This is a genomic window from Streptomyces sp. NPDC012474 (assembly GCF_042955185.1).
Classification (GTDB): Bacteria; Actinomycetota; Actinomycetes; order Streptomycetales; family Streptomycetaceae; genus Streptomyces; species Streptomyces cahuitamycinicus.
In genome coordinates this window covers 1-26,989 of the sequence record NZ_JBIBEP010000004.1, presented here as the reverse complement: position 1 = coordinate 26,989, position 26,989 = coordinate 1, and the positions used below count along the sequence as shown (strand labels likewise).

The following is a 26,989-nucleotide window of genomic DNA, read 5'->3' as shown; positions in this document are numbered from 1 at the left end:
GGTGCGGGCGCACGGGCGATGAGTGGAACGGCTCTGCGCTGACCACCACGGGCCTGCTCAGGAGGCCACCAGCGGTGGCCGCTCGTGCCGCGTTCACCGAAACCATGCGTGCGTGGAGAGCTCCGGGCGCATACCGCGCTCTGCGCGGGCGAGGACGACGGCGCTGGACAGCAGCCCGACGTGGCTGAGTGCTTGGGGGAAGTTGCCGCGGAAGGAGTGGTCGCGGGGGTCGATCTGCTCGGCGAGCAGGCCGAGCGGGCTGGCGTAGGAGCACAGCTTCTCGAACAGTTCCGCGGCTTCGTCTGTGCGGCCTTGGCCTGCGAGATTGTCCACGAGCCAGAAGCTGCACAGCAGGAAAGCGCCCTCCGGCTGGTCCAGTCCGTCGGGGGACTCCTGCGGCAGGTAGCGGTAGAGCAGGCCGTCACCCGCACCGAGGCGTTGGGCGGTCGCCTGCGTTGTGGCGATCATGCGGGGGTGATCGGCGGGAAGGACGCGTCGGAGCGGGAGGGCGAGGAGCGAGGCGTCCAGCGCACCTGTCGCACCGAGGTGCTCGGTGAAGGCTTGCGCGCGCTCGTCCCAGGCGTCGTGGATGATCCGCCCGGCGAGGCGATCGGCCTCCGCAGCCCACGTGGCGGCATTGCCCGGCAAGTGCAGGCGGGTGGCAAGGCGGGCGGCCCGGTCCAGGGCGACCTGGCACATCGCAGCGGAATACGTGAAGGGGCGCGCCCGGGTACGTACTTCCCAAATGCCGTGATCTGGTGTCCGCCATGCGGTGCGGGCATGCTCGGCAAGGCCGGACAGGCGGTACCACAAGTCGGCGCTCAAAGGCCGGCCGGTGGCCGCCCACTGGAAGGCGCAGTCGAGGAGCTCTCCGTAGACGTCGTGCTGGATCTGTTCAGCGGCGGCGTTTCCCCACCGTACGGGTGCGGAGCGGTGGTAACCCTCCAGTTCCGCGTCGATCACCTCCGGATGCGGAGGTCGGCCGTCCACGTCGTACAGCACGTGCGGCCGTCCGTCGCGCCAGGCGGCGGTCAGCGCCCAGTGGAGAAATCCGCCGGCTTCGTCGGGCAGGCCGATTCGGCGCAGGGCGAATACGGTGTAGGCCGCGTCGCGGATCCACACGTAGCGGTAGTCCCAGTTCCGGTCCCCTCCGATGTGCTCGGGCAGTGAAGAGGTCGCGGCGGCGACGATGGCGCCGTTCTCGGCGTAGTCCAGAAGCTTGAGGGTGATGGCTGAGCGGCGCACCAGGTCCGGGCGGGGAGTGTCGGCCACCACGAAGGCCGACCAGCGGCGCCACGCTCGTACGGTGTCGTCAAGACACTGGGAGACTGATCGTCCGGAGCCGGCAGCCTGTGGTTCGCTCCAACGCAGGCGGACCCAGAGGTCTTCGCCCTGGCTGAGGTGCAGTGTGCATTCGGGGCCGGGCAGGGGCCGGGACGTGGTCAGGTGGAGCTTCACGGACTGCTGGGGGCAGGTCAGTTGCCAACCGGCTGCCTGGCGCTCGGCCCGGGTTTCGCCGCGTGGCCGCAACGCCATCCTCAGATCGACAGAGCCCTGCGTGACACGCGCGTGCCGGAGCAGTTCCCCTGCGCCGACCGGGGTGCTTACCTCGAGCCGGGCACCTGGCTGGAGGAGGAACGCGTCGGTGACCTCGACGATGCCGGTGTCCGCCCTCAGCTCTGTCACGAGGACGCCGGTGTCCTCCACGTAGTGCTGGCGGCTGAGCCGTAGCCCGTCCGGCGCCAGCAGGAAGGACCCGCCACGGCGGCGGTCGAGCAGCGAGCAGAACAGGGGCGGAGCGTCGAAGCGGGGCAGGCACATGAAACTGACGGTGCCGTCGCGGCCCACCAAGGCGCACGCGCGGCCGTCGCCGATCAGGCCGTGGTCCTTGATCGGCAGGTAGTCCGCCGACGGTGCCGGCGACCACTCGTTCATGCGTTACCCAGTACCCATCGAAGGCGGGCCGGATCACTCCGAGGGTTGCAGTGGGCGGAAGGGCCAGTCCAGGAGGTGGGCGCCGAGCGCGGCGGTCTGCAGGATGTATCGCTGGCCGGGGTCGGTGGGGTCGTGGCCCGTGAGTTGCCGGATACGGGTGAGCCGGTAGGTGACGGTGCGCACGCTCACACCCAGCCGGCGTGCCGTGGTCGTGTTCAGGCAGCCACTGGCGAAATACGCGTCCAGGGTTTCCAGGAGTGCCCGGGGCCCGCCTCGTGCCTCCTCCAGGCCGCCGAGGACGGTGGCCACCAGGTCGGTGATGGCAGCGCGGTCCCTGCCGAGAACCTGGAAAACCAGCAGGTCAGAGGCGTCCACACGCGGGGCGGCCAGACCGAGCTGGGCGGCGAGGTCGAGGGTGCTGCGCGCCTCCTGGTACGAGCGGACGATGCCACTGGGACCGGGCCGCGGGCGGCTGACGGCGATGCGGCAGGGCTCGTCGACAGTACTGCGCACCGCGGTGGCGAAGAAGTCAGGAACCTCCTGCACCGCGCCGGGCGATACGCACACGAGCAGACTGTCTTTGGTGGTGATCAGCACGTCCTGCATGGTGAACCGGGCAGCCAGGGCCCCCTCGACGTAGCGCGTGGTGTCGTCTCCCGCACCGAACGGCTTGCCCGCCCGGGCGACGGCCACGCTGTGCGGCCCGACCAGCCGAAGCCCGAAGCGCTCGGCCCGCTCGGCGAGGCGGCCCAGGTCGGTTCGGCCGTCGAGGAGGTCGTCGACGAACTCCCGCCGCATCGCCTCCTCTCCTCGGATGGCCGCACGATGCGCGGTTTCGTAGCCCTCGGTCAGTGCCACGGTCGCCTCGCCGATCGCCCTGATCAGAGCCGAACCGACCTCCCTCAGCTCTTCGAGCTCCAGAGCTCGCCCCGTGCCTGACAGGTCCGTCCAGACCTGGTGGGTGGAGGTGAGGTACTCAGCGACCAGCAAGCGCAGGGCTGTTCCGCGGCCGGCCGCCGTGGCGGCGAGCTGCCGTAGCTGCTCAAGGTCCTCGTGGGGCAGTCGCCGTCTGTCGAGGGAGGCGCCCACGAGCTGGTTCAGGTGGCGTTCCATCGCCGCCGCCGCGAGTTCCCTTCCCTCGACGGCCGCGGCACCCCGGACGGGAACCGTGGCAGACGGTGCCACCGGACCCGGGGCTTGGAGACGCTTTCCGGTCGGCATGCTCCCATTTTGCCGAAGGCCGGCAAAGAGTGAGGCGTCGAGACGGCCATCTTTGTGCCTGCTCGGCAGGCGTCCAGCCGATCCGCCCGGGTAATCCGTGAGTGACGCGCCGGTGGAGAACCCTGCGACCGGGGGTATCGCGCTGTGTACCCAAGCAGCCTCCTCTCGTCGGCCAGGAGGATCACCCAGATCCTCCTGGCGGCGTCGGGCTGCCCTGCACCGGAGCATGACCGACGGGCCAAGCTCATCCAGCCAAGGGCGAGTTCGAGGCTGCCCGGACCCTGGCGGACGTCGCGGAACGGACCGAGGGCCACGCCGCCGCCACGCACCTGCGGGTCCTGTCGACCATGGCCGAAATCCCCACCGAGCGAAATTCCGCCCTCACCTACTCCCTGCCCATGGAAATTCTGCCCGCGATCGACATGCTCCGGAGCTCCGAGGCCGCGCCGAGCGGTGCCCGTACCTCAGGGCCAGAGCGGCAACCCACTCCGCGACCGGGTCAACGTCCCCCGAACACAGGTGATCGGTATGAACCCCTCGATGGACGACCGGCGCATCCTGGCAGAGATGGAGCGCCGCCTCTCCCAGGACGACCCCGAGCTGGTCGGGCTGATGGACGCGCTGAACCATCAGTTTCCCGACGCCCAGACCCCTAGGGACGCCCTTGAGGACGCAGACGCCCACGACGAGGCAGACGCCCATGAAGTCGACGACCTACGCCTCGACTGGCGCTGGAAGGCCATCGTGGTGTTCGCCGTCGTGCTGGTGGCGGGTCTGATCCTCACGGCGGTCTTCAACCGGTCAGTCTCGACCGACGACGATCAGGGACCACTGAACAGCCGTGCTTCGGCCGTAGCCGTTCACACGCATGGCAGAGGGCTACGGGGCCGGTCGAGGACACCTCCCCAGCGAAAGCGATCCGCCCATGACCAGGAGAGCGACTCCCACCGGCATCCACCCCCTCGAATGACACCGGCAGCAGACGGAAACCGTGCAGGTGCCGACCCGTGGACACCGCGGCGCATCGGTTCCGGCGTAGGGCCGCCTGCCCCGGTCCGCAGGAGAAGGTCATGAACAACTCGGTACGGATGGGCCGCGTTCTCGGGGTGCCACTGCGCATCCACTGGACAGTGCCCCTGCTCGTGGTGCTTTTCGGTTACAGCCTGGGCAGCCAGACCCTCCCGGCCATGATTCCGGACCAGTCGAACGCCACCTACACCGTCGCGGGCCTGGCCGGGGCCCTGCTGCTCCTTGTGAGCCTGCTGGCCCATGAGGCCGCCCACGCGATCACGGCCCGTAAGAAAGGCATCCCCGTCCAGAGCATCACCCTGTGGGCCCTGGGCGGCATGACCCAGATGGGCAGGCCCCACTCGGCCGGCTCGACTTTCTGGATAGCCGTCAGCGGGCCGCTCACCAGCCTGCTCGCCGGTGCGCTGGCGCTCGGGTCGGGCATCGGTCTGGAGACCTTGTCCGGGACAGCCGTGCCCGCAGCCGTCCTGCTCTGGCTCGGCTGGGTGAACCTCGTCCTCGCCGTGTTCAACCTGCTGCCCGCCGCCCCGCTCGACGGAGGACGGGTGGTGCAGGCGCTGACGTGGTGGCGTACCGGGGACCAGGACCGGGCCGAGAGAGCGGCCGCACGAGCCGGTCAGGTCCTCGGCGTCGGGCTGATCGGCCTCGGGTGGATCGTCGTCCTGCGTGGCGCCCTGAGTGGGCTGTGGCTGACGGTCATCGGCTTCTTCATCGTGATCGTCGCCGGCGCGGAACACCAGCGTGCGAGGCTCGCTCCTGCCCTGCGCGACATGCGAGCGGCGGATGCCATGACAAGTCCCGTCGAGACGTGCCAGGACTGGCTGACCGTGCAACGCTGCGTCGATGACGTGGCCGTGCGGACCCGCCACTCCGCACTGGCCCTGATCGACTTCGAAGGGCGCCCCAGCGGTCTGGTCCACCTCCCGAGGCTCGCGAGGATTCCCGCGGCACAACGGGAGACGCTCCGTGTGCGCGACGTGGCGACTCCCTGGACACGCTGTACAACCTGTGCGCCGGACGACCTGCTGCACGACGTGCTCGAAAAGCTTTCCCCGGGCCGCGCCCTGCCCATCCTCGTCATCGAGGGGCAGAACCTGGCGGGCATCATCACTGCGGACGACATCTCCCGGATCGTCCGGCGCCGGGCGCTCCGCGGCACGGAAAGTGGGTAACGGTCCGCAGGGGTTGGGGTGTCGGTCGATGGGAGCGTCACAGTGGAAGGGTGCGGTGGTGGCGGTGGCGGCGGAATCCGCTGCGGCGGCGCAGTGACATCGTCGAAGCGTGGGTGTTGCGCGCCTCGCGGGTGGTCGCACCGGCCGGGGGGCCTGCTCGCGGGCCCGGCAGCGGCGGATGCCATAGGAGAGTCCGCCGGGCGGCAGCGGGCAGAGCAGACGTGAATTCTCGGCCGTACTCGTCGAGGACGCGGAGGACCGGTCGCCCACACGGGCATCGAGTGGCTATCCGTCTGGGCGACAGTGCGCTGGACGGCGCTGGAAGGTTCCACGCACACGGACGAGGCGAGAGTGCCCTCCGGGGCCCCGGCCGGGCACGAGGACTTCACACGGGCGGTGGGGGAAGACGTGGGGACGGTCTGATGCGGATCGCACTCGTCCAGCACCGGGCGGCAGCGGCCGATCCTGCCCCATGACGCCCGCGAGATCCCGACGCGCCGGAGCGGGCCTTCTCACCGAATGAGAGGTACGCGATGCTGCTGGAGTCGTGCGGCCACGTTCCTTCTCCGTTGAGCGGTGAGGACTACGTCGAGTTGCTTCCGGAACGATGGGCAGGCGATCAACGGAGCCATTGTCAAGAGTTGTGGATCGAGTCGTTCGCATCGGTGGTGCTGTCGCTCGGGTTGAGGAGGTAGGAGCCCCTCTCGACGCCTTGCAGGATGCTGTCGGCGGTTGCCTCAGCGGTCAGGGCGGTGGAATCCAGGACGTGGGCCTCATAGAGACCCAGGTTGCTGAACTGGCCGTGCAGTGAGCGAATCGGCTCGGGGTCGGTCAGAGCGTCGTCGGCCCGGCTCGTTGCCCGTTCCAGTGTGGTGTGTTGGTCCGGCCGAAGGATGACGTAGCTCAGCGGCAGGGCCCGCTCCCGTGCCGTCACGCGGAAGAGGTCGATGAACCAGGGCCCGACGATGCCGTCGCAGATCACGTGGTATCCGCCCTCGGTGTAGCCGAACGCTGCTGAGACCAATACCTGCAGGACTACTTGGTTCTGCTCGTGTGCTTCGGGCAGGTAGGGCGCGATCCAGCCCTGCTTGATATAGCGCCAAAAATCGTCGCTGTGCAGGTGGACGCTGGGAGTCAGGTGATCTGCCAGCAGTCGCGCCACGGTGCTCTTTCCTGCTCCGGGGGGCCCGGTCAGGACAATTACTTGTCCGCGGTGAGGGGACGTCCGAGACAGGGGCGGCGGGTTCATGCCGCCACCGTGCCACGTTCGACCAGCACACCGCTTTCGAATTCGGCTTCCGCACGGACAAGGGGCACCAGGTGGGCGCCGGTGATCGCGCGCCAGCGGCCTGGGCGGACTCGACGACTTGAACCTGGTCTTCCACGCTCGACCAGCGTCTGGAAATCGACTCCGAGGGCGTCGTCCTCGTCACCGAGGACGGCGTACTCCTCGTCTACCCGCACCCGGCACCGGGCTTGCCCACCCCCCCACGCACGGCCCGCGCCGGCCCCTGGAGCGCGAGGAGGGCGGCTACACGGTCACCGACCCCACCACCCACCGCGTCCGGCATTTCGCCGACCGCACCGACGACCTGGCGGTCCTGGAACAGATCGACGACCGCAACGGCAACTGGATCACGTTCGAGTACGACGCCGAGGGCACCCCGCTGGCCGTGATCTCCAGCGGCGGCTACCACGTCCGTGTCACCACGGAGGCGAGCCGCGTGACGGCCCTCCAGCTCGCGGCCACGGGCGAGGAGCTGAAGGGTTACGCCTACACGGACGGTCACCTCACCGAGTCATCAACTCCTCAGGCCGACCTATCCGTTTCGCCTACGACGAGTGCGGCCGCATCACCTCCTGGACGGACACGAACAACCGCGGCTACACGTACGAGTACGACGACCAGGACCGCTGCGTCGCCGAGGGCGGCACGCACGGCCACATGACCCTGCGCCTCTCCTACGACGACAGGGACCCGGACACCGGCCTGCGCGAAGGACGGCGGAACAACCGCGAGCAGGTACGTCCGCCAACCATTCCCATCGGCCCGCCCCTCGCGCGGCGCCGACGAGACTCGCTTCGTCGGATCAGGAGTCGGGCAGGACAGCGCCGAGCACGGAGCGACGACCGTGTGGGAGACCTGTGACGGCCACGACGGTAAGGACCGGGCCAGTATGTCCCACTACCACTACGCCCTCGGCAGCGTCGCCGGATGGCTCACCGAGGGCAACCCACGAGCAGGGCGTCAGTGAGATCAGTCGAGTACGTGCGACGTGCCATCACCAGACCCCACGCGCCAGCGCGACGTCGGTAGGCGTGATCGTCGTCGACTACTACCTCATCAGGAAGACACAGCTGAACGTGTCCGCGCTGTACGACGAGCACGGGGAGTTCCGATTCAAGGGCGGCTGGAACATCCGGGCGTTCGCGGCCATCGCGGTGGGCTCCGTCTTCTCCAGCATCCTTCCCGTTTATGGCCCGTCCGGGTACGGGGCGAAGCTGGGTCCGTACTCCCGGTTCATCGGCGTCGCCGTGGCCGGTGTGCTCTACTTCGCGTTGAGCGGGGGCAGGAGCCGGCTCGCCGCGAGGACGGCGGCAACGGAAGCGCCGGAAGCGACGCAGGCATAGGAGCCGGGTTGTTCCGGCATCCCGAGTCGGGCGCCTGAACTGGGATGATGCCTGTCAGGCGCCCCTTTCACCGGGCAGCGTACAGTCGAGACGCCGGGTGGCCTCAGCGCGGCGGCGTCCGCGGCCTTGGCCAGTTCCTCCCCGAAAGTGAGCAGGTACTCGCGGGTGGCGGTGATGGCGGAGGAGTCCGCGGGAGTGTTGGGCAGGCGGTGACCGGGCACGACCAGCTTCGGGTTGAGGGCGGCCATCTCGTCAAGCAGCTTGATCCAGGCAGTACGGATCTCCGGGGTGGGGGTGTCCGCGACCCAGACGTGCTCCTGCTGGAAGAGCAGGACGCCGCCGAGGAGGGCGCGGTGCTCGGCCTGCCACAGGTAGTGGCGGTCGGGCAGGCCCGCCGGGCCGCCCTTGAGCTCGAAGCGGTGGCCTTGGAGGGTGAGATCGCCGGTCAGCGGGGTGAGGTCGGCCAGGCGGGTGGGCAGGTTCGGGCCGACGGCCTCCCACGCCTTGAGCTTGCCCTCGTAGGAGTGCTGGATGTGCTGAAGTACGTGCACGCCGCACATCCGGACAAGGCCCTGCTCCACATCCGCTGACGGGGCGGCTGGTCCGGTGTACTTGCTGGTCACCAGCCGGTGACGCGCTGCCAGATGTCCTGGATGGCCGGTGTGGTGTTCGTGGTTCGGGTGCTGTCGATGACGTGGTAGCCCTGGTGCTGGGCGGCGGTGGCGCAGGCGTGGTTGGGCAGGATGCGCAGGCGGGTGCCGACGGGCAGGTCGGGAAGGCGGGCGCCGTCGCGGGTGGTGAGGGTGCCGTGTTCCTGGCTTGCGGCTGTCATGACCAGGTCCGGGATGAGAGTGCCGTCCAGGTCGGTGACCAGGCCATAGCCCTGGTCCTGCGCCTGGACGGCGGTGCCGCGGTCGCGGGACATGGCCATCCAGCCGCCGTCGGTGACGATCCAGCCGTATTCGGGGCGGTGGCCGATGACGGTGACGACGACCGCGAGGGCGATGTCCTCGATGCGGCAGACGCCGATGCCGGCCATCACCAGGTCGAAGAAGACGTAGTTGCCGGCACGCAGTTCGGTGACGCCGGTGAGCTCCTCGGCCGCGTGGGCGGTGGGGGTGGAGCCGACGCTGACGGTGGTCACGGGCAGACCGGCAGCGCGCAGCCGCTCTGCCGCGACGACGGCGGTGTCGCGTTCGTTCTTCGCTGCCAGGCGCTGTTCCTCGCCGGTGTAGGCGAAGTACGACTCGCCCGCATGGGTCAGCACGCCGTCCAGACAGCCCGCGTCATGCAGGATGTGGCCGATCTCGACGAGCTTGGGTACGTCGGGCTTGAGGCCGCCGCGGTGGCCGTCGCAGTCGATCTCGATCTGGGCGGGGACGGGAAGGCCGGCCTCGCGGGAGGCTTGGGCGACGAACTCCGCCTGCTCGGTGCTGTCCAGCAGGATGCGCAGGGTGACGCCGCGGCGCAGCAGCTTGAGGACGCGCGGGAGTTTGTGGGGGTCGATGCCGACGGCGTAGGTGATGTCGGTGTAGCCGCCGTCGGCGAACGCCTCGGCCTCGGCGAGGGTGGAGACGGTGACGGGACAGGGAGTGCCGCGGTGCAGGAGGGCGGCGACGTCGAGGCTCTTGGCCGTCTTCACGTGAGGGCGCAGGGCGACCCCGAGCCGGTCGGCCCTGGTTGCCAGTCGTTCGATGTTGCGCCGCATCTTGTGGACGTCGACGACGGCGAACGGGGTGTCGGGATCGGCAAGTGTCCGGGCGGCGCTGGGGCTGGTGGCGGGTGCGGGGTTGTTCACAGGGAGATGTCCATCTTCTTCAGGAGGGCCAGGCCCAGATACAGGTCCTGCGCGCCGATTCCGGAGCTGTCGAAGACCGTGATGTCGCTGTCGTCGGTGCGTCCCGTGGCGCGTTGGGTGAGGACCTCGCCGAGCGGGATGAGGACCGTCTGGGCCGGGGCGTGCTGGCTTTCGCCCATACGGCGGGCCTGCTCGGGCAGGTCACAGAAGACACGGGCGCGGGCGAACAGTTCGGGCGGGAGTTCCCGCTTGCCGGGGGCGTCGGCGCCCATGCAGGAGACGTGCGTACCGGGGCGGACCCACGCAGCCTCGAACAGCGGCGGAGTGTCGGCCCGGGCGGTCGTGGCGGTGACGATCACATCGGCCCGGGCACAGGCTTCCTCGGCGCCCACGCTCCGGGCGGTATGCCCCTGGGCTGCCAGTGCCGCGGCCATCCGCTCGGCACGCTCGGCGGTGCGTCCCACAACCAGGACCTCACCGACGGGCCGGACGCGGCTGACGGCCGCCACCTCGTAGGCGGCCTGGTGGCCGGTGCCGAAGACGGCCAGTGTGGTGGTGCCGGCGCGGGCCAGCAGGTCGACGGCGAGGGCGTCGGCCGCGGCGGTCCGGTAGGCGTTCGCGGTGCCGACCTCCAGGACGGCCGCGATCCTGCCGATCGTCTGGTCCAACAGCAGCAGGGTGGAGTGGTGGCGCGGCAGCCCGTGCTCCGTGTTGCCCGGCCAGTAGGTACCGCTCTTCACCCCGGCGTGGGTCGCGGACGCGGACGGCTTGAGGGTGAACTGGTTGCGTGGGTCGGACCCGTGCACGGCGAGACTGGGAAAGACCGGGCCGTCCACCGTCGCGACGAAGGCGGCGCGGGCTGCTTCCAAGGCCAGATCCTCGTCCACGAGCGCGGCGGTCCGCTCCTCGGTGATGTGCAGCAGAAGGTGCGCGGCCGGTGACGGGCCGGAGCCGGTCGAGGAAGCGGGCACGGGGCCAGTGGTCGATCCTGCGGCGTTCACGAAATGCCCCTTCACTTGGCGTAGTTGTAGACGGTCGCCCGGGACACGCCGAGCAGGTCCGCGATGGCCTGTGCGGCATCACGCGAGTCGAAATAGCCGTCCTGGTGCAGCTGCCGCACCAGTGCCTTCTTGTCCTCCCGCCCCAGCGACCGGGGAGTCGCTCCGCGCTCCGCGGCCAGTTCCTCCATCGCCTGGCGCAGCTCGCGCGCGTTGCGGTCCCGCAGGGTCTCCAGCGGCTGCTCGCGGTGCTCGGTGTCCGTGGCCACGAGGTTCGACAACGCGAGCGTCACCGGCGACAGCACCGACACGTCGAGGTTCAGGCAGAGAGCCGCGATGTACTCGCCGGCGGAGTTCTTGATCCCGATGGACGTGCTCTTCACCGGACGGCCGTCGGGGAACTGGTTGGGGTAGTTCTGGATCACGCTGGGGTAGCCGGAGTCCTCGATACGGGCCAGGCCCAGCTCGGTGACGGAGTCCCCGACCTCGCGGCCCGAGAGGTTGTTCTCGATCACTCGGATCGCGTGCTGCGGATCCCGCAGGTCGTGCAGAACGACCTCGCACAGGCCCGGGAACATGCGGCCCAGCGCAACAGCGATCGTCTCGGCCTCACGGATGAGGTGCTCGTCCGCCTCAGCCGAGGCCGAGGTGACGATGTCCTCGCGTTCGTCCCTCTCCACACCATCGACAACGCGTGCCACAAGGCCCCCATCCTCAACCTGAACTAGATTCTCATTCCATGTCTAGATAATAAGTCTAGAAATCCTCCCGATGATTGTCCAGCAGTCCTTCAGTCGGCGGGGCGGTGAGCATCAGGGCGCTGTCACAGAGCCACCCGCCGACGGCCACGTTCACGCATCGCTACCTGGAGGATCCTCGACCGGGCCGGACTCCCACGGACACTCCGTGGCGCAGACCAGGATGAGCTGAGGGAACGGCTCCGGGTGGTGGCTCTGCGACGTCACCAAGCGCTGCGGGTCAAGGGCGGGACTGAAGCCGATTCGCACCCAGCTGTTCAAGTCCAAGATCTAATGGTTTGGTGTTTCCGCAGGTCAGAGACCTGATCACCGCCTTCGGGTCAGCAAATGGTCAGCATCGGGTCGGACGGTGTCCGGCCTGCTGACCTGCACCGAGGCACAGAGCCTGCTGCCTCGCCCGGCGCTTCACTCGGAAGCCTTGCTGCGTGGCTCGACAGCTTGCCCGTGGGATGGGGTCGTTCTTCAAGGAGTGCGGTTGTTCCAAGCCCACGTATGCCCGCACCCGTACACGATTCGGTTCAGGGATGCTCCCGGTAAAGAGCGTGAGGAGGCTGGTTTCGGCACGCAGGACGATGCGATCGAGCGCCTGACGCAGATCTGCGCGGAGAAAAAGAAGCTGGCCTCGTCCGTTGCCGAGGTCCGCCGGGAACTCAGTCACCCCGAACGTGGTCGGGCGTTTCCTGGAGGAGCAACTGTCAGGGACGTCGCCTGCGTTCCACGCTGCAACGGCTCGCCCGTCCTTCGGTACCTGGGGATATCCGTTTGTTCCGTGATGTAGGCGTCAGCGAGCAGCCCACCGCCCGCCCACGAAACATCGGCCCACTCCAGCCCGAACAACCAACCCTGCTGAAGCCGTAAGCGGTCTCTGGGCAGCGTATGGCTGGAGTCGACCTGGACGCCCTCTCGCTCGAACAGAGGGCATCGTTGTTCACCGGCGGTGCCATCTGGTCCACAGGGGCCATTCCCCCGTCCAGCACGCTCCGCCCCGGCACAGCTGACACTCACACGCCTCACGACCGTAATCCCGTGTCCTCAAGGAGTGAGTGCCTGCCGCGACGGCCAGGCGCAGCGCAGATGCCGACGCTCTCCCACGCCGACGTCCCGCGCAAGGGCGTGCGCGGGAGACCTTGCGTCGGAGATACGCCTGGCACCGCACTCGCTACGCGACGGAGTTCAACGGCCCTGTCCGGCGCCCGTCGACTCTGGGTCCGCGCTCTCCTGCAGCTCACGAAGTATGCCGGCCTTGTCGGCCCGGTAGCGCTCGACGTTCGCGAGTTTGACGCCTTCGTATCCGCGAACGGCATCCGGCAGCTCCGCGAGCCGGCGGACCTCGGCCAGGTTCTCCTCGTTCAAGAGCCCGAGCGCGGCGTTGATCGACTCGCGGTACTCGTCGACGAGCTGACGCTCGATCCGTCGCATGTGCTGAAGTCCGAACACATCGAGGCGGGTCCCTCGAACGCGCCGCAGTGCTCGCAGCAGGCCGAGGATCGGACGGAACCAGCTCCCCAGAGCGACTTTCCTCTTCATGCCCGCAGCGCGCAGAACAGGCGGATGCAGCCGGTAGGAGCGTCGGCTCGCGCTTCCGAATGTTGCGGTGATGTGGTCGTCCACGACGGGATCGAGGGCGAGCCGTGCCACCTCGTACTCGTCCTTGTACGCCATGAGCTTGTGGAGATGACGGGCGACCGCCTCTGTCAACTCGGTGGAACCACCGACGGCAGCGTGTTCCGCGACCGCCACCGCCTTGACGAAGTCGACGTACGTGCGGGCGTAGCGCCTGTCCTGGTAGTCGATGAGGTCGGCCACGCGCACGGTGAGGAGACGATGCAGCTCCGACTCCTCGCCATCGGTGACCGAGGTCACGAGCTCGGTGGCTCCGGCGGCGAGCCGCGGCCCCGCCTCCGGGAATGCCGAGCCCGTCAGCGCGGCACGCAGCGCCTCCGGGTCGGCGACCGCCTGGCGGCCGCGCCGGAAGGCCTGCACGTTGCGGTCGACGGCGACGCCGTTCAGGGCGATGGCCTCTTCGATGGTCGAAGCCGGCATCGGCAGCAGCCCGGTCTGGTACGCGGCTCCCACCAGCAGCATGTTGGCGTACTGCTCGTCGTCGAAGAGCTGCGTGGCCAGTGAGCCGGAGTCCAGAGCCACGAGCTGGCGCGTCGCACCGCCGACGGCGTGGCGCACGGCATCGGGAGCCGGAAAGCTGACTGCCGTGTCGACCACCATCTCCCCGGTGGGTATCTCGGTCGTGGTCATGACGGCGACAGTGCGGTCCGGGGAGGCGACGGACAGGTACTTCGGATCGGTCGCAACCAGCGGGTCGCATGCGAGGTACAGGTTGCACTGCCCCTCGCCGATCTTGGCCCCTTGTTCCACGACACCCTCTGTGATCTTGATGTCGGAGACGACGGCGCCGCCCTTCTGGGCGAGTCCGGTCTGGTCGAGGCTGCGCGCGTGACGGCCGTCGATCACGGCCGCGGTTGCCAGCACCTGGGAGACGGTGACGATGCCCGTGCCCCCGATCCCGGTGATCCGCATGCCGAAGGAGCCCGCACCGGCCGTGCGGGCCGGCTCGGCGACGTCGGTGGCCGCCAGGGTGGGGAGTTCCGCGCGCTGCGGCTTGCCGGCAGGCTCGATGGTCATGAACGCCGGGCAGTCGCCGTCGAGGCACGAGTAGTCCAGGTTGCACGAGGACTGGTCGATCCTGGTCTTGCGGCCGAACTCGGTCGGGACCGGGTGCACCGACAGGCAGTTCGACTTGCGGCCGCAGTCACCGCAGCCCTCGCAGATGCGCTCGTTGATCCAGACTCGCGTCGTCGGTGCCTGGGCCTTGCCGCGCCGGCGGGCACGCCGTTTCTCGGCGGCGCATTCCTGGTCGTGGATGAGGACCGTGACACCGGCGGTGGCCTTGAGCTCCGCCAGTGCGTCCTCGATCACGGCCCGGTCGAGGACCTTCACCGACTTCGGAAGCCGGGCCCGCGGGATGCGTGCCCTGTCCTCGGTCGTGATGATCACCTTGGTGACGCCTTCGTCGACGAGCGTGGCTGCGAGCCGGTCGACCGGCAGGGCGCCGACGGCGTCCTGGCCGCCGGTCATGGCGACCGTCCCGTTGTAGAGCAGCTTGAACGTGACGTTCACCCCCGCGGCGATCGCCGCCCGGACGGCCAGACTGCCCGAATGCATGAAAGTGCCGTCCCCGATGTTCTGCACGAAGTGGTCGGCGTCGACGAACGGCTCCATCCCGATCCACTGAGCCCCTTCCCCGCCCATCTGGGTCATGCCGACGACCGGGCCGACCTGTTCGGGATCCATGAACACGACCATGGAGTGGCAGCCGATGCCCGCGCCGACCGGCGAGTCCCCGCCGGCGGTGGTCGAGGTGTTGTGCGGACACCCCGAGCAGTAGTACGGGCTGCGGGCCAGGAGCGGCAGCGCCGACGCGGTACGGGCCCTGGGCCGCTGACGCCATGCGCGGGCGGCATCGATGCCGAGCCGCGCGAGCACCCTGGACAGTCCGGTGGCGATGCCGTCCGCGTCGAGCTCTCCTGAGCGGCTGAACAGCGACCGCCCGTCCTGGTCCTGCTTGCCGTGGACGAACGGGGCATCGGGGCGGCCGAAGAGGGTCGCCTTGACGGCGGCTTCCAGGAACGGCCGCTTCTCCTCGACGACCACCACCTGGTCGAGACCGTCCGCGAACTCGATGACGGCGTCACGTTCGAGGGGGAAGATCATGCCGAGTTTGAGGATCCTGATCCCGTACCGTGCGAGGTCCTCGTCGGTGAGACCGATGATGCGCAGGGCCTCGCGGACGTCGAGATAAGTTTTGCCGGACGTCAGGATGCCGATCCTGTCCGACGGCCCGCGCTGCACCACGCGGTTGAGGCCGTTGAGCCGGGCGTACGCCACCGCGCGGGGGAGCCGGACTTCGTGCAGGCTGCGCTCGAGCGCCATGAGCTGTGCGCCGAGGAGCATCGAGCTCGGCTTGTGCGGGCCGGCGCCCGTGTCGCCCTCCACGACCGAGATGCGATCGCGCGCCACGACGGCCGTGGACGCCGCGTCCGCGACCGCGGTGGTGACCTTCAGGCCGGACCACACGCCGCTGAATCGGGAGAGGAACTGCGCGTGTATCCCGAAGTCGAGGACGTCCTGCGCATCGGCCGGGTACAGCGTCGGGATCGCCAGGTCCGCGAGCGTCGCCTCGCTGGCACATGGCACGCTGGACGACTTGGCTCCCGGATCGTCGCCGACCAGCGCGACAGCGCCGCCTGAGGGGCCCGTGCCCACCAGGTTCGCGTGGCGCAGGGCATCGGAGGCGCGGTCGAGGCCGGGGGACTTGCCGTACCAGATGCCCACCACGCCGTCGCACCGTGAGGTTCCGATCTGGCCGGCCAACTGGCTGCCCATGACGGCGGTCGCGGCGAGTTCCTCGTTGAGCCCCGGTCGGTGGACGACGTCGTGCTCGTGCAGCAACGCCTCGCGCCGTGCCAACTCGATGTCGTACCCGGCGAGTGGTGATCCCTCGTACCCGGATACGAACGTCGCGGTGTGCAGTCCGTTCAGACGGTCACGCCTGGATCGATCCAGGAGGACGCGGACGAGAGCCTGGATCCCGGAGAGGTGCAGGACGCCTTCTTCACGCAGGTAGCGGTCTTCCAGGCGGAAGCGTCGGCCGCCCGGCTGCTGCGCCTCGGTGATGGATGCGGTCATCGTCCTCTCCCTGACAATGGTTCGGGGCCGCTGCCCCTCGGATGGCCGTTGGACGGCGAACTTCGCCGGCTGCCTCCGGGCAGGGCAGGGCTGGGATCCGCGACGGAGTTCCTCACCGCGGCACCGGTTCGGTCAGCCGCGCGGTCGCCCAGCCGAGCAGCGCGCCGCGGAACGCCGACACCAGTCGGTGCGTGATCTGCGCGGGCGACAGCGCGAGCGTGTCACGGAGATCGAAGATCTCCCGGGGGTCGAAGAGGACGTTCCACAGGAAGGCGGCTTCGTCCTCGACGCCGACGAGCTCGCCCACCCCGAGAATCGCCACGAGTTCACGGATGGGACGGGCGAGGGCCTCCGCCTGGCCTCCCAGGTACGGCTCATCGGCTTTGTACCGCGCGAGAAACCCTTCCGACGACCGGCGGTGCACCAGCGCCGCGCCTTCGGCGAGGATGAGGTCCACCCAGAAGCCGCAGACACTCTCGAGCAGGGCCAGACCGTTGCTCGGCTGCTCGAGACTGTGATCGCGGAACTTGCTCACGATGTCCCGTCGATAGGCACTGAGGGCGTCGTCCGCGGACTCGAAGTGCCGGTAAGCCGTCGCGACCGACACATCCGCCTGCCGAGCGATGTCGGCGAGGCTGATCGGCTGCTCGCACCGCTCGAAAAGCTCTGCGGCGGCCTGGATCAGCTTGGCGTTGTTCAACCGCTGATCCCTCCGCATGCGCGTCCTCTTCATGTACGCGGCTCATTTCGTGGGCGCTTGCTTGGCCTGCGTGCGCATGCCCTGCTCGGACTCCGCGATCTGCGCCAGCTCGGCGGCGATGTCGTGCGCCTTCTTCAGGGGCACTGCGACGATGCCGTCGGCGTCGGCGACGACCACGTCACCGGCATTGATGACGACACCGCCGATGGCGACGGGCGTCCCGACGGCTCCCGGGCCATGTTTCCACGGCCCTGCCGGCGTGACCGAACGCGACCATACGGGGAACTGCTGGTGCCGGATCTCGTCGCGGTCCCTGACCGCTCCGTCGACGATCGCTCCCACGGCACCCCGCGAGGAGAAGTACTGGGTGAGGATGTCGCCCATCACGGCCCGGCCCGGGTAACCGAATCCGTTGATGACGAGGAAGTCGTCGGGTTCGATGTGGGCGACGGCGTCGATTACGGCCAGATCGTCTCCGGCGACCGTCAGGACCGTCAGGGCGCTGCCCACGGCACGGCAGCCGTCCCAGAGGGGTGTGATGCCACCGTCGGGCATGCCGAGGCGCCCGAGCGCGTCTCCGATGTTCGCGACCGAATGCCGCTGGAACTGTGCGAGCAACTCCCCGTCAGGACGCTGCCACTTCGGGCCGACCTCGATGTTGGGCGAGCCGGCCGATGTCGGCGCGTAGGTCATTTCTGTCCTTCCCCTGTCACGTGATGAATGGGTGCCTGGACGACGTCGATCTCGATGGAGGCGTCCGGGAGTCCGTGCGCCCGGGCTGTGACGGTGATCCGTCCCGTTTCCCCGGTGGCCCGGACGATCGCCAGGGCACGTCCCTTGAACGAAGTGGCGGAATCGTCGAGGAAGCTCTCCTCGGTGGACGGCGCTCCCGTACCGAATCCTTGGAGGACACCGGGACCGTCGATCTGGATCGTGATCTTTGTGTCCCGGTTCGGGTTGAGCACACCGTTGGCGTCGATCAGGGTGAGGTCGATGTGGGCCAACCGCTGCGGATCGGCGCCGAGTTCGGTGCGGTCCGTCTCCAGGCTCAGGTGCGTGGGTTCGCCGGCGGTGCGCAGCGCCGAGCGTCCCACCTCCGCTCCGTCGCGGTACGCCACGACCTCCAGGAGACCGGGCTCGTAGGGCACGTCGGCTCCGGCGACGAAGTTCCGCTCGGTGCCGACGGGAACGACCGCGACGGTGGTGCCGTTGAGCCGGAACTCGACCTCCTCGGCCGCCGCGTAGGCCTCGACGTGGAGCGGCGAGCCGACAGGAACGTCGAAGGTCCAGCTGGGGAAGACATCGGTCCAGGTCCATGCCCTGGGCTTGATGACGTAGCCGTCCTCGCGGGGGCGTCGCACGGCGAGGTAGGGCGTCTGTGTGAGCCCGTAGACGATCTCGCGGTAGTAGGAGATGGGGTGACGCTGTCCGATGATGTCGATGTCTCCGCACTCGGCGGTGAGCCACGGGTAGGGGGCGCGGTGCACCTGCTGGTCCTCGGGATAGACATGCCGGCCGGTTCCCACCTCACCGAGGAAGTCCCATGCGGTCCAGGTGAAGTCGCCGATGACGTGGGGGTTCTCGGTGACGAGCTGCCACAGCCGGTCGATCTTCGTCGGGAACGTCTCCGAGCCCACGACCACACGGTTGGGGTGGGCCTCCTTGTCCAGTACGTACCGGCTCTCGCCGTAGTTGAGCCCCACGACGTCGAGTACGGAGGCGGGTTCGGCGAGCCGCTCACCGACGACCGGCGAGGCCATCAGGGCGTCGATCAGATGCGTCACCTGGCCCAGGTAGTCGTTCAGACCGCGGACAGGTGCGGCGTCCTGCCCCAGTTCCGCCTTCAGCGCGGGGATCTTGTCTCGGGCGATGTACATGCCCTGGAGGGCGTGGGTGATCAGACGGGTGGGGTCCTGCGCGCGTACTCGGTCGGCGATGCGGCGTCCCAGGCGCGTGCCGTGCGGGGTTCCGGACTCGATGATCTCGTTGCCGATCGAGTACATGATCACGCTGGGGTGGTTGAAGTCCTTCGCCACGAGTGAGTCGACGTCGCGTTCCCACCACTGCGGGAATCTGCGCGAGTAGTCGTCACCGGACTTCGCGACCGTCCACACGTCGAACAACTCGTCCATGACGAGCATGCCGAGACGGTCGCACGCGTCGAGCAGGGCGACGCTCATCGGGTTGTGCGCGGAGCGTACGGCGTTGAAGCCCGCGGCCTTCAGCATCCGCACCCGCCGCTCGGCGGCGTCGGCGAAGTCGGCCGCGCCGAGGATGCCGTTGTCGTGGTGGATCGCACCGCCGCGGAGCTTGACGGTCTCGCCGTTGACCCGCAGGCCGCGGATCGGGTCGGCGGTGACGGTGCGGATACCGAAGTGCGTGGAAGCCTCGTCGAGCGGGCCGCTGTCGTCAAAGAGGCGCACGGACGCGTGGTAGAGGTGGGGCGAGTCGATGCTCCACAGCGACGGCCGCTGGACGTAGGTCCGCTGATGGGTGGTGATCCCTTCGCCCGCCAGGAGCGTGACCCGGGCCCGGTCGGACGCCACCACCTCACCCCCGGCGTCCAGGATCTCGAGAAGCACTTCGACGACGCGAGTGGAGATGTCCTCGTTGACGAGCTTGGTCGCCGCCACCACGGTGGCGAGATCAGCGTCGATGTCCGGCGTGGTGAGTCGCAGGCCGGTCGGAGTGACGTGGACGAGGTTGCCGACGAGGAGGCTGACGGGACGGTGGAGGCCGCCCCCCGAGTACCAGCGGGAGTCCTGGTGTGCCTGTGCGTCCACTCGGACGGTGTTGGCCTGGCCGTACTTCAAGAACGGGTCCGCGCTGACATGGAAGCGGGAGTATCCGCCTGCCCACTGTCCGGCGAGAGCACCGTTGATGTAGACCATCGCGTCGCGGTAGACACCTTCGAACTCGAAGCAGACTCGCTTCGTCGCCCATTCCTCCAACACGTCGAACTGCTTCTCGTAGGTCCACTTTCCGTCGCGGAAGTAGCCCGTCTGCGGTCCACCGGAGTCCTCCGCCGACCGCCCTCCCCCCAGCATGGCGTCGTGCGGCAGGGTGACTTCTTCATCGCCGGCACCGGCGACCACGATCGCCTCGTGAACGGACACGAGAGGGCCGACGCGCCACGCGTCGTTGAACGGGATGCGGATCATTGAACTTCCTTGCTCGATCGTTCTAGAGGGTCGCGGCCGTGGGGTCCCAGTCCTCGTCCAGCGGGGCCGGTGATGCCACGGTGGATTCGAGGGTCAGCGGTATCCCGGCCCGTGCCGCCTCCTCGATGGCGAGGAGCACGTCGAGAACGTGGCAGGCGAGAGCGCCGGAGGCGCGTTCCGGTACGTCGTCGCGTATCGAGCGAGCGAGCTCCAGCACCCCCACTCCCCGGCCCAACGTGGACCCGACAGCGGGTACGTCTTCCGGTTCCGCGTGGAGAGGGACGAACCTGCCTGTTCCAGCGAAGCGGTTGGGGTTCGGAACCTCTAGTGAGGCTTCGGTGCCGTGCAGTTCGAGGAGGTCGCGGCGGATGCCCGAATCGAAGCTCGTGACAAGAGTCGCCCGAGCGCCGGAGGCGAACTCGAGCAGAGCCATGTGCTGACTCGGTACGCGCACGTCGAACTCGGTCCCGGCGTCCGCGCCGACGAGAACGCGCCTGACGGCCCGTGCGGTTGAGGAAACCGAGCTCACGCGCCGGACGGCACCCAAGGTCTGCACGAGCGCGGTGACGTGGTACGGCCCCATGTCCAGCAGCGGGCCGGCTCCCTGGTCGTAGTAGAAGGCGGGATTCGGGTGGGTGCCTTCCGGTCCCGGGGACTGCATGATCGCCAGCGCGCTCCTCGGTTCGCCGATGCGGCCCGCGAGGACCGCTCGCTGTGCCGTCTGCAGGGCACCACCGAGGAACGTGTCGGGCGCGCAGGCCATGCGAAGTCCTCTCCGGCCGGCCTTGTCCAGCAGCAGTCGTGCGTCGCGGCGGCTGGTGGCGAGGGGCTTCTCACTCCAGACGTGCTTGCCGCTCGCGAGGATCCGGGCCGACACGTCGAAGTGGGCGGCGGGGACGGTGAGGTTCAGCACGATCTCGATGTCGTCGTGGGTCAGGAGCTCGTGGACGAGCAGGTGCCGCAACCCGAACTCCCGCGCGCGAGCACGGGCGCGCTCCTGGTCGAGGTCCGCTATCGCGACCACGTTCAGATCAGGGAACCGCGTCAGGTTCTCGAGGTAGTGGCTGCTGATGACGCCGGCGCCGATGACGCCGACACCCACTCGCTTGGAGTTCACCGGTCGACCTCCACCAGGTGACGCAGGCTCTGCTGCACGGCTTCGAACGGGTCGCCCGCGTAGTCGTCCAGTTCCACGACGCGGACCGCGTCCGGTGCGGCCTTCAGGATGTTCGCCACCGGCATCGCCCCCTGGCCGACCGGCTGCTGCTCCAGGAGGGTTGTGGTGTACGGGCCGTCCTTGAGATGCAGGAACCTGACGCGCGCCCCGAGCCGGGAGATCAACTCCACGGCGGAAGCGCCACCGACCTCGGCCCAGAAGGTGTCGAGTTCCAGGACGACGTCCTCGTCCAGCGCCTCCGCGAAGACTTCGAGGCCGGTCCTGCCGCCGAAGCCCTGACGGACCTCGTGGTCGTGGTTGTGGTACCCGATGGTGACGCCTGCGTCCCGGGCGAGCCTCGCGACGCCGTTCAGACTCGCAGCCGCCGCTTCGATGTCCGCCCGCGTGGTCCAGCGCTGAGCGATGATGTGCGGTTCGATGAGCGTGCCGACTCCGAGCTCTGCTGCCATGCGGACGGCCGCGGAAGCGTTTCCATCGACAAGGCTCGCGTGTGCGCTGAGCGGGCGCAGCGGTGTCTCGGCCAGCGCACGCCGGTACGCGTCGCGGTACTGCTCGAACCTCCACAGCTCCACGTTCTCGAATCCCATCGCGGCAACACGCGCGAGTGTCCCCGGGAGATCGGTCTCGATGGCGTTGCGCAGCGTATAGAGCTGCACTGAGTACAGGCGCTCCGTCATTCGCCTTCTCCCTGGTCCGGCACGAGTTCTCCCGCATGAGCCGTTGTCACCGTCTCGGCCAGGACAGCGAGCGCGTGGTCCACCGGTTCAACCGAAGAGGGCAGGTTGAGGAAGCCGTGCAGTACGCCGGGCACCGTGACATGCCGCACGGGTACGCCCGACTTCACGAGTGCGGCCGCGAATGCCTCGCTGCTGGCGCGCAGATCGTCGTACTCGGCGTCGAGCACCAGGGTGGGACAGAGCCCGTCCAGGACGGCGCCCGCAGGGAAGGCGTAGCCGTGCGGGTCCGGCGTGCCGCCGAGGTAGTTGGCCGTCATCTCGGCCACGTCCTCCGGCAGGATCCGGACCATGCGCGGCAACGGCGCGAATGCTTCGGCCAGTGCCGGCGCGAGGGGCGGGGAGACGGGGTGCATGGTCGCATAGGCCAGCACCAGTGTGGCGGGCAGCCAGTTGTCGTCGTCCCGCAGGCGAAGTACGGCTCCTGCGGCGAGGTTCGCCCCCGCGCTCGCGCCACCAACGGTGATCCGCGCCGGTTCGATGCCGAGCACCGCGGCGTTCTCGCGCACCCATCGGACGGCCGCCACGACATCGTCGTGCGGCACCGGATACGTCACGCCGTCGACCGCGAGCCGGTAATCCACGCTCACGACCACGGCGTCGGCCCTGACGCACACCTCGCGGGCGGTCCAGTCGGCCTCGTGCATGTCGAGATCGCCGAAGACCCATCCGCCGCCGTGCACCCAGACCAGGCCGGGGCGAGGCCGCTGCGGTGCTGACGGCGGCCGGTAGACGCGGACGGCTATCGGGCCGTGCGGGCCGGGGATGCTCTCGTCGCTGGTTTCGACGGAGGGCAGTGCCGGTGCCGCCTTCCAGGTCCGGTATTCCCGCAGGCGCAGTTGCACAGCCGGATCGTTGAGTGCCTCGCGCCAGGACGGGAGGTCCTCGATCAGGCTGAGCCGGGCGGAGATGCTGGGATGCAGGGCCATCAGGGTCAGGTCTCCAGGGGTGCGGGGGAATCGGGTGCAGCGCGCGCAGGCGGGAGGCGGCGGGGGAGGTCCGGTCAGCCGCGTGGCCGGCCGGAATGCCGGGCGGCAGGCCTACTTCACGCTCCCGGCGGCCAGTCCGGACCGCCAGAACCTCTGCAGGACGAGAAACGCGACGATCAACGGGATCACCGAGAGGAACGCGCCGGTGATGGTGATGTTGTAGGGGATGCCTTGGTTCACCCCTTCCCTCCAGTTGGCCAGCCCGACGGTGACCGGCTGGAGTTCGTCGCTGTTGAGCATGAGCAGGGGCAGCAGGTAGTTGTTCCAGATGCTGACGAACTGGAACAGGAAAATGGTGACCAGCGCGGGGGACATGATCGGCATGGCGACCCGCCAGAAGATCCGGGCCTCGCCGGCACCGTCGAGTCGTGCGGCTTCGATCAGTTCATCCGGTACCGAGGCTCCGGCGTAGATGCGCGACAGGTAGACCCCGAACGGGCTGACGACGCTGGGCAGGAAGACGGCCCAGTAGGTGTTGACGAGGTGGACCTGGCTGAACATCAGGTACAGGGGCAGCGCGAACATGACGTCCGGGATGAGGACGGCACCGAGGATGACGTTGAAGGTCAGGTCGCGACCGCGGAAGGCGTACTTGGCCAGCGCGTACCCGGCCATGGCCGACAGCGTCGTGCTCACCGCCGCGCCGCCGATGCTGTAGAGGGCGCTGTTCAGCAGCCACCGGGCGAAGATGCCGTCCTGTTCCTGGAAGACGTCACGGATGTTGGTCCACAGGTCGAAGTGGGAGAACCACAGCCCGTTCGTGGTGAACAGGTAGCCCTTGTTCTTCGTCGCGGTGACGAGCAGCCACCAGACCGGGATGAGCGTGTACAGGGCGAAGAGCGCCATGACCGCGAACACGCCCGCCCGGCCGGTCAGCGATGACGTACGCAGTCGCCCGGGAGGCCCGGCGGCACGTGTTGCTGCGGGAGTGACGGTCGTCATGCGAAGGTGCCCTTCCGCTGGGTGAACTTGAGGAAGCCGAACGACAGCACGAAGGTCAGCAGGGCGAGGATGACCGACTGGGTGGCGGCGTAGTTGTAGTTGTTGATGTCCGCCGACTGCTGTGTGGCCAGGATCGGCGTGTAGGTCGGGGAGACGGTCGGGGCGACCTGACTCAGCACTGCGGGCTCGTTGAACAGCTGGGCGGTGCCGATGATGGAGAACACCGTGGTGAGGATCAGCGCCGGCCGTACCGCGGGAATCTTCACGTGCCAGGCGACCCGCCACCCGGAACAGCCGTCCATCACAGCGGCTTCGGTGAGTTCACCGGGGATCGCCTGCAAGGCCGAGTAGATGATCAGCATGTTGAAGCCGGTCCAGGCCCACGTCATCATGTTGCCGATCGAGGCGAGCACGAGGTCGTCGGACAGGAAGTTCACATCGAGCCCGACGTGCCGCAGGGCAGCGGTGAACGGGCTGACGCTCGGTGCGTACAGGAACGACCACATGATCGCGGCGATCACGCCCGGCAGCGCGTAGGGCAGGAAGTAGATCTGCCGGAAGACCTTCTTGAACACGGCGCCACGCGAGTCCAGCAGCAGCGCCAGAAGGAGCGCCAGGCCCAGCATCACCGGCACCTGCACGATGCCGAGTGTGAACACCCGCAGGAACGACGCCATGAACCGGCTGTCGTGCAGAGCCGTCACGTAGTTGTCGATCCCGGCGAAGACAGTCGTCGACGGTCCCAGTCCGAGGCCGCTGCGGTTCGTTTTGAAGAAGCTCTGGTACACCGCGTAGACGATCGGTGCGAGCATCATCGCCGTGAACAGCAGCCCGAACGGTGCCAGGAAGAGGACCGCGGAACGAGTGTGGCCACGGCCGGGGATACGCTTCGCTGCCGAGCCGGCGATGGGGTGGGCGAGAGCGTCGCCAGGCGTTCTTGTCGCCATGCCTGCTCCTTGCTGAAGTGGTCCCGTGAAGTGAGGGACCGGCTGGTCATTGATGCTGGTCGGGCTGGTCGTCACCCTGCGGGGGCGGGGGCGGTGGTGGCACAGGCGAGGACGGTCACCCGCATGTCGAGACCGAGGGCGTGAAGCCGCGGCGCCGGCGCCCGGCAGGTCAGGAAGGCCGCCGGGCGCCCGCCGTCCTTCTCCGCGCGCGTCACTTCCCGACGCTCAGCCCCTGGCTCTTCATGGCGTCGACGGTGCTGTCCTGGACGGAGGTCACGGTCTTCGGGATGGTGCCCTGCCCGGCTCCGGCCTTCTTGAGCCCGTCCTTCATGTCGGACTGAACCTGGCTCATCGTCGGGCCCCACATCCAGCCCGTGCTCGTGTTCGCGGCCGCCGTCTTGAACACGTCGTAGATGTTCTGTCCGCCGAAGTACTTCGACGGCTGGTCCACGGCAGGCAGCTGCTGTCCGCTCGTCGCGGCCGGGTAGATGCCCGTGTTCTTGATCAGATTGGTGACACTGTCGCTGTTGGTGCTCATCCAGGTCGCGAACTCCGTGGCTTCCTTCGGGTGCTCGCAGCCCTTGAGCACCACGGTCGCCGAGCCTCCGCGGTTACCGGCCGCCTTCTGCCCGGCGGACCACTGGGGCATGGGCGCCACGGCCCACTTGCCGGACAGCTCGGGCAGGTTCTTGGAGATCAGCGGAGCCGCCCACACGGCGCTGACGAGCGACAGCAACTGCCCGTCCTGCACCTTCTTGAACCAGGCCGTGTCCAGCATCGGGTCACTGGTGACCAGCTTCTTGTCCAGCAGGCCCTGCCAGTACTGCGACACCTTCTTCGTCTGCGGGTTGTCGATGGTCACCTGCCACCGGTCGTTCGCGGTACCGAACCACTTGCCTCCGGCCTGCCAGGTCAGCGCCCCCAGGTCATAGGCGTCCTGCGGCGTGGTCGTCAGGTAGGCCGAGGGGTTGGCGCTGTGCACCTTCCGCGCGGCCGCGGCGAAATCGTCCCAGGTCTTCGGTGGCGAGATCTTGTACTTCTTGAACAGGTCGGTGCGGTAGTACATCGCCATGGGCCCGGTGTCGACCGGGATGCCGAACACCTGGTCGCCGATGCTGGACATCTGCCAGGTCCACGGCACGAACTTGTCCTTGCTGGCATCGGCGTACTCGTGGATGTCCTCCAGCGCGCCGGTGGCGATGAAGTTCGACAGGGTGTCGTAGCCCACCTGACCGAGACAGGGCGCGTTGCCGGCCTTCACCGCGTTCTGCATCTTGGCGTAGCCGCCGATGCTGCCCGCCGGGATCTGGCTGTACTTGACCTTGATGTCCTTGTGCGTCTTGTTGAACAGCGTCACGGACTTGTCGAGGCCGACCGCCGCCCCCCAGAACTCCACCGTCACCGGCTTGCCGCCGGAACTCGAACCGCCCGAGTCGGCGGAACCGCTACAGGCGCTGAGCGTGACGAGCGAGGCAACGGCCAACATGACCCCAGCCTCCCTTGCCCACCGTGAAGCCATGGGAACTCCTTCCGTCGGCCGTCCGCCTAGCGGAGCCTGCCGGTTGATCTGCGAGCGGCGTGTCGCGCACGGAGTCGTTGAGAGCTTCCCGTCATCGGGGACTCATCCCTACGAACACTGCCGAACGGCTTGCGATTGGGGTTTCACTTGAGGTGTGCGCCAGCCCTTGTTGGCCCGTCTGGCCTACGAGATGCGTCGGCCCGCAGAGCAGCGTCCGAGGCTCGGAGTGCTTGCGCTCGAACCGAGCGGCTCACTCTGAAGTGCGAAGCGAATCTCAGTTGTGTCGACTATGGGGCCGGGTGCGTCGCCTGTCAACGCTTTCTCGTCGGCTTTTGGTAAAGAGCTTGGCTCTTCACTGAAAGGGTCGCTGGGCATCACGGGCCTCGGGACCTCCGTGACGCACTCGAGATCTCCGGGTTCCATGCGTATGCCGCTGTCGGCCGAGCCGATATGTGATCGAAATCGAGGGGGCAGTGCTAAGACCGTGTCCTACATGGTCAGTTTGAGGAACCGCTTGTAGCAGCAGAGGGCGGATGCCAGCCCGAGAAAGGCCAGGTAGTTGCCTGGTTCCCGC

Annotated in this window: 20 protein-coding genes and 3 pseudogenes; 5 read left to right on the top strand and 18 right to left on the bottom strand. The window is 68.4% G+C overall.

What is annotated here, in order from left to right; translation table 11 throughout:
• Positions 1-93: 93 nt before the first annotated feature.
• Complete coding sequence (locus ACFY9S_RS10885; protein ID WP_391125595.1) at positions 94-1,935, bottom strand: glycoside hydrolase family 15 protein; 1,842 nt, start codon at positions 1,933-1,935, stop codon at positions 94-96.
• Between the two features lie 33 nt (positions 1,936-1,968).
• On the bottom strand, positions 1,969-3,156 hold the full coding sequence (locus tag ACFY9S_RS10880) for a helix-turn-helix domain-containing protein (RefSeq protein WP_391125592.1): 1,188 nt from the start codon (positions 3,154-3,156) through the stop codon (positions 1,969-1,971).
• Between the two features lie 540 nt (positions 3,157-3,696).
• Between ACFY9S_RS10880 and ACFY9S_RS10875 the strand changes: the two genes are divergently transcribed.
• Both ACFY9S_RS10875 and ACFY9S_RS10870 read left to right on the top strand, forming a co-directional pair.
• Positions 3,697-4,230, top strand: a complete 534-nt coding sequence (locus tag ACFY9S_RS10875; protein ID WP_391125589.1) for a hypothetical protein — start codon at positions 3,697-3,699, stop codon at positions 4,228-4,230.
• A complete protein-coding gene (locus ACFY9S_RS10870) occupies positions 4,227-5,357 on the top strand; it encodes a site-2 protease family protein (RefSeq protein WP_391125586.1) in 1,131 nt (376 codons plus the stop codon). Before ACFY9S_RS10875 ends, ACFY9S_RS10870 begins: the two co-directional genes overlap by 4 nt.
• 634 nt (positions 5,358-5,991) lie before the next feature.
• Here the strand turns inward: ACFY9S_RS10870 and ACFY9S_RS10865 are convergent.
• On the bottom strand, positions 5,992-6,606 hold the full coding sequence (locus ACFY9S_RS10865) for an AAA family ATPase (RefSeq protein WP_391125583.1): 615 nt from the start codon (positions 6,604-6,606) through the stop codon (positions 5,992-5,994).
• A gap of 122 nt (positions 6,607-6,728) precedes the next feature.
• Between ACFY9S_RS10865 and ACFY9S_RS10860 the strand changes: the two are divergent.
• From ACFY9S_RS10860 to ACFY9S_RS10850, 3 genes and pseudogenes are all read left to right on the top strand, one after another.
• Positions 6,729-7,455: pseudogene (locus ACFY9S_RS10860) on the top strand (type IV secretion protein Rhs); the annotation flags it as partial.
• Positions 7,456-7,480: 25 nt separating this feature from the next.
• Positions 7,481-7,612: pseudogene (locus ACFY9S_RS10855) on the top strand (hypothetical protein); the annotation flags it as partial.
• A 64-nt stretch (positions 7,613-7,676) separates the two neighbouring features.
• Entirely contained in the window at positions 7,677-7,988 is a 312-nt protein-coding gene (locus ACFY9S_RS10850) for a cytosine permease (protein ID WP_391125580.1), read from the top strand.
• Here ACFY9S_RS10850 and ACFY9S_RS10845 read toward each other — a convergent pair.
• From ACFY9S_RS10845 to ACFY9S_RS10775, 15 genes and pseudogenes are all read right to left on the bottom strand, one after another.
• Positions 7,907-8,533: pseudogene (locus ACFY9S_RS10845) on the bottom strand (MBL fold metallo-hydrolase); the annotation flags it as partial. The gene ACFY9S_RS10850 and the pseudogene ACFY9S_RS10845 sit on opposite strands and share 82 nt — an antisense overlap.
• A 74-nt stretch (positions 8,534-8,607) precedes the next feature.
• On the bottom strand, positions 8,608-9,786 hold the full coding sequence (locus tag ACFY9S_RS10840) for an alanine racemase (RefSeq protein ID WP_391125577.1): 1,179 nt from the start codon (positions 9,784-9,786) through the stop codon (positions 8,608-8,610).
• Positions 9,783-10,757 carry an ornithine cyclodeaminase family protein gene (locus ACFY9S_RS10835; protein ID WP_391125574.1) on the bottom strand — a complete coding sequence of 325 codons (975 nt, stop codon included), beginning with the start codon at positions 10,755-10,757 and terminating at the stop codon, positions 9,783-9,785. The genes ACFY9S_RS10840 and ACFY9S_RS10835 overlap by 4 nt, the downstream gene beginning before the upstream one ends.
• Before the next feature lie 41 nt (positions 10,758-10,798).
• A complete protein-coding gene (locus ACFY9S_RS10830) occupies positions 10,799-11,440 on the bottom strand; it encodes a PAS domain-containing protein (protein WP_391126580.1) in 642 nt (213 codons plus the stop codon).
• 1,275 nt (positions 11,441-12,715) lie between these two features.
• Complete coding sequence (locus ACFY9S_RS10825; protein ID WP_391125571.1) at positions 12,716-16,246, bottom strand: indolepyruvate ferredoxin oxidoreductase family protein; 3,531 nt, start codon at positions 16,244-16,246, stop codon at positions 12,716-12,718.
• A 112-nt stretch (positions 16,247-16,358) separates the two neighbouring features.
• On the bottom strand, positions 16,359-16,946 hold the full coding sequence (locus ACFY9S_RS10820) for a TetR family transcriptional regulator (RefSeq protein WP_391125568.1): 588 nt from the start codon (positions 16,944-16,946) through the stop codon (positions 16,359-16,361).
• A gap of 42 nt (positions 16,947-16,988) precedes the next feature.
• Complete coding sequence (locus ACFY9S_RS10815) at positions 16,989-17,639, bottom strand: RraA family protein (protein WP_391125565.1); 651 nt, start codon at positions 17,637-17,639, stop codon at positions 16,989-16,991.
• Positions 17,636-20,107, bottom strand: coding sequence for a glycoside hydrolase family 2 TIM barrel-domain containing protein (locus ACFY9S_RS10810; RefSeq protein ID WP_391125563.1), 2,472 nt, complete (start codon positions 20,105-20,107; stop codon positions 17,636-17,638). The genes ACFY9S_RS10815 and ACFY9S_RS10810 overlap by 4 nt, the downstream gene beginning before the upstream one ends.
• A 22-nt stretch (positions 20,108-20,129) precedes the next feature.
• On the bottom strand, positions 20,130-21,224 hold the full coding sequence (locus ACFY9S_RS10805) for a Gfo/Idh/MocA family oxidoreductase (protein ID WP_391125560.1): 1,095 nt from the start codon (positions 21,222-21,224) through the stop codon (positions 20,130-20,132).
• A complete protein-coding gene (locus ACFY9S_RS10800; protein ID WP_391125558.1) occupies positions 21,221-21,961 on the bottom strand; it encodes a TIM barrel protein in 741 nt (246 codons plus the stop codon). Before ACFY9S_RS10800 ends, ACFY9S_RS10805 begins: the two co-directional genes overlap by 4 nt.
• The gene (locus ACFY9S_RS10795; RefSeq protein WP_391125555.1) at positions 21,958-22,947 is read right to left on the bottom strand and encodes an alpha/beta hydrolase fold domain-containing protein; all 990 of its coding nucleotides are present in this window, start codon (positions 22,945-22,947) and stop codon (positions 21,958-21,960) included. Before ACFY9S_RS10795 ends, ACFY9S_RS10800 begins: the two co-directional genes overlap by 4 nt.
• Positions 22,948-23,058: 111 nt before the next feature.
• The gene (locus ACFY9S_RS10790; RefSeq protein WP_391125553.1) at positions 23,059-23,949 is read right to left on the bottom strand and encodes an ABC transporter permease subunit; all 891 of its coding nucleotides are present in this window, start codon (positions 23,947-23,949) and stop codon (positions 23,059-23,061) included.
• Positions 23,946-24,896 (bottom strand): ABC transporter permease subunit, encoded by a 951-nt coding sequence (locus ACFY9S_RS10785; protein WP_391125550.1) that lies wholly within the window; start codon positions 24,894-24,896, stop codon positions 23,946-23,948. The genes ACFY9S_RS10790 and ACFY9S_RS10785 overlap by 4 nt, the downstream gene beginning before the upstream one ends.
• A gap of 71 nt (positions 24,897-24,967) precedes the next feature.
• Positions 24,968-25,111 (bottom strand): hypothetical protein, encoded by a 144-nt coding sequence (locus ACFY9S_RS10780; RefSeq protein ID WP_391125547.1) that lies wholly within the window; start codon positions 25,109-25,111, stop codon positions 24,968-24,970.
• Positions 25,108-26,382 carry an extracellular solute-binding protein gene (locus ACFY9S_RS10775; RefSeq protein ID WP_391125544.1) on the bottom strand — a complete coding sequence of 425 codons (1,275 nt, stop codon included), beginning with the start codon at positions 26,380-26,382 and terminating at the stop codon, positions 25,108-25,110. Before ACFY9S_RS10775 ends, ACFY9S_RS10780 begins: the two co-directional genes overlap by 4 nt.
• Positions 26,383-26,989 lie beyond the last annotated feature (607 nt).

Bases quoted from the DNA above. Each gene is read 5' to 3' on its own strand.
- ACFY9S_RS10865 (WP_391125583.1), bottom strand. From the start codon at position 6,606: ATGAACCCGCCGCCCCTGTCTCGGACGTCCCCTCACCGCGGACAAGTA.
- ACFY9S_RS10870 (WP_391125586.1), top strand. From the start codon at position 4,227: ATGAACAACTCGGTACGGATGGGCCGCGTTCTCGGGGTGCCACTGCGC.
- ACFY9S_RS10810 (WP_391125563.1), bottom strand. From the start codon at position 20,107: ATGATCCGCATCCCGTTCAACGACGCGTGGCGCGTCGGCCCTCTCGTG.
- ACFY9S_RS10775 (WP_391125544.1), bottom strand. From the start codon at position 26,382: ATGTTGGCCGTTGCCTCGCTCGTCACGCTCAGCGCCTGTAGCGGTTCC.
- ACFY9S_RS10800 (WP_391125558.1), bottom strand. From the start codon at position 21,961: ATGACGGAGCGCCTGTACTCAGTGCAGCTCTATACGCTGCGCAACGCC.
- ACFY9S_RS10875 (WP_391125589.1), top strand. From the start codon at position 3,697: ATGGACGACCGGCGCATCCTGGCAGAGATGGAGCGCCGCCTCTCCCAG.
- ACFY9S_RS10825 (WP_391125571.1), bottom strand. From the start codon at position 16,246: ATGACCGCATCCATCACCGAGGCGCAGCAGCCGGGCGGCCGACGCTTC.
- ACFY9S_RS10795 (WP_391125555.1), bottom strand. From the start codon at position 22,947: ATGGCCCTGCATCCCAGCATCTCCGCCCGGCTCAGCCTGATCGAGGAC.
- ACFY9S_RS10785 (WP_391125550.1), bottom strand. From the start codon at position 24,896: ATGGCGACAAGAACGCCTGGCGACGCTCTCGCCCACCCCATCGCCGGC.
- ACFY9S_RS10815 (WP_391125565.1), bottom strand. From the start codon at position 17,639: ATGACCTACGCGCCGACATCGGCCGGCTCGCCCAACATCGAGGTCGGC.
- ACFY9S_RS10885 (WP_391125595.1), bottom strand. From the start codon at position 1,935: ATGAACGAGTGGTCGCCGGCACCGTCGGCGGACTACCTGCCGATCAAG.
- ACFY9S_RS10880 (WP_391125592.1), bottom strand. From the start codon at position 3,156: ATGCCGACCGGAAAGCGTCTCCAAGCCCCGGGTCCGGTGGCACCGTCT.
- ACFY9S_RS10790 (WP_391125553.1), bottom strand. From the start codon at position 23,949: ATGACGACCGTCACTCCCGCAGCAACACGTGCCGCCGGGCCTCCCGGG.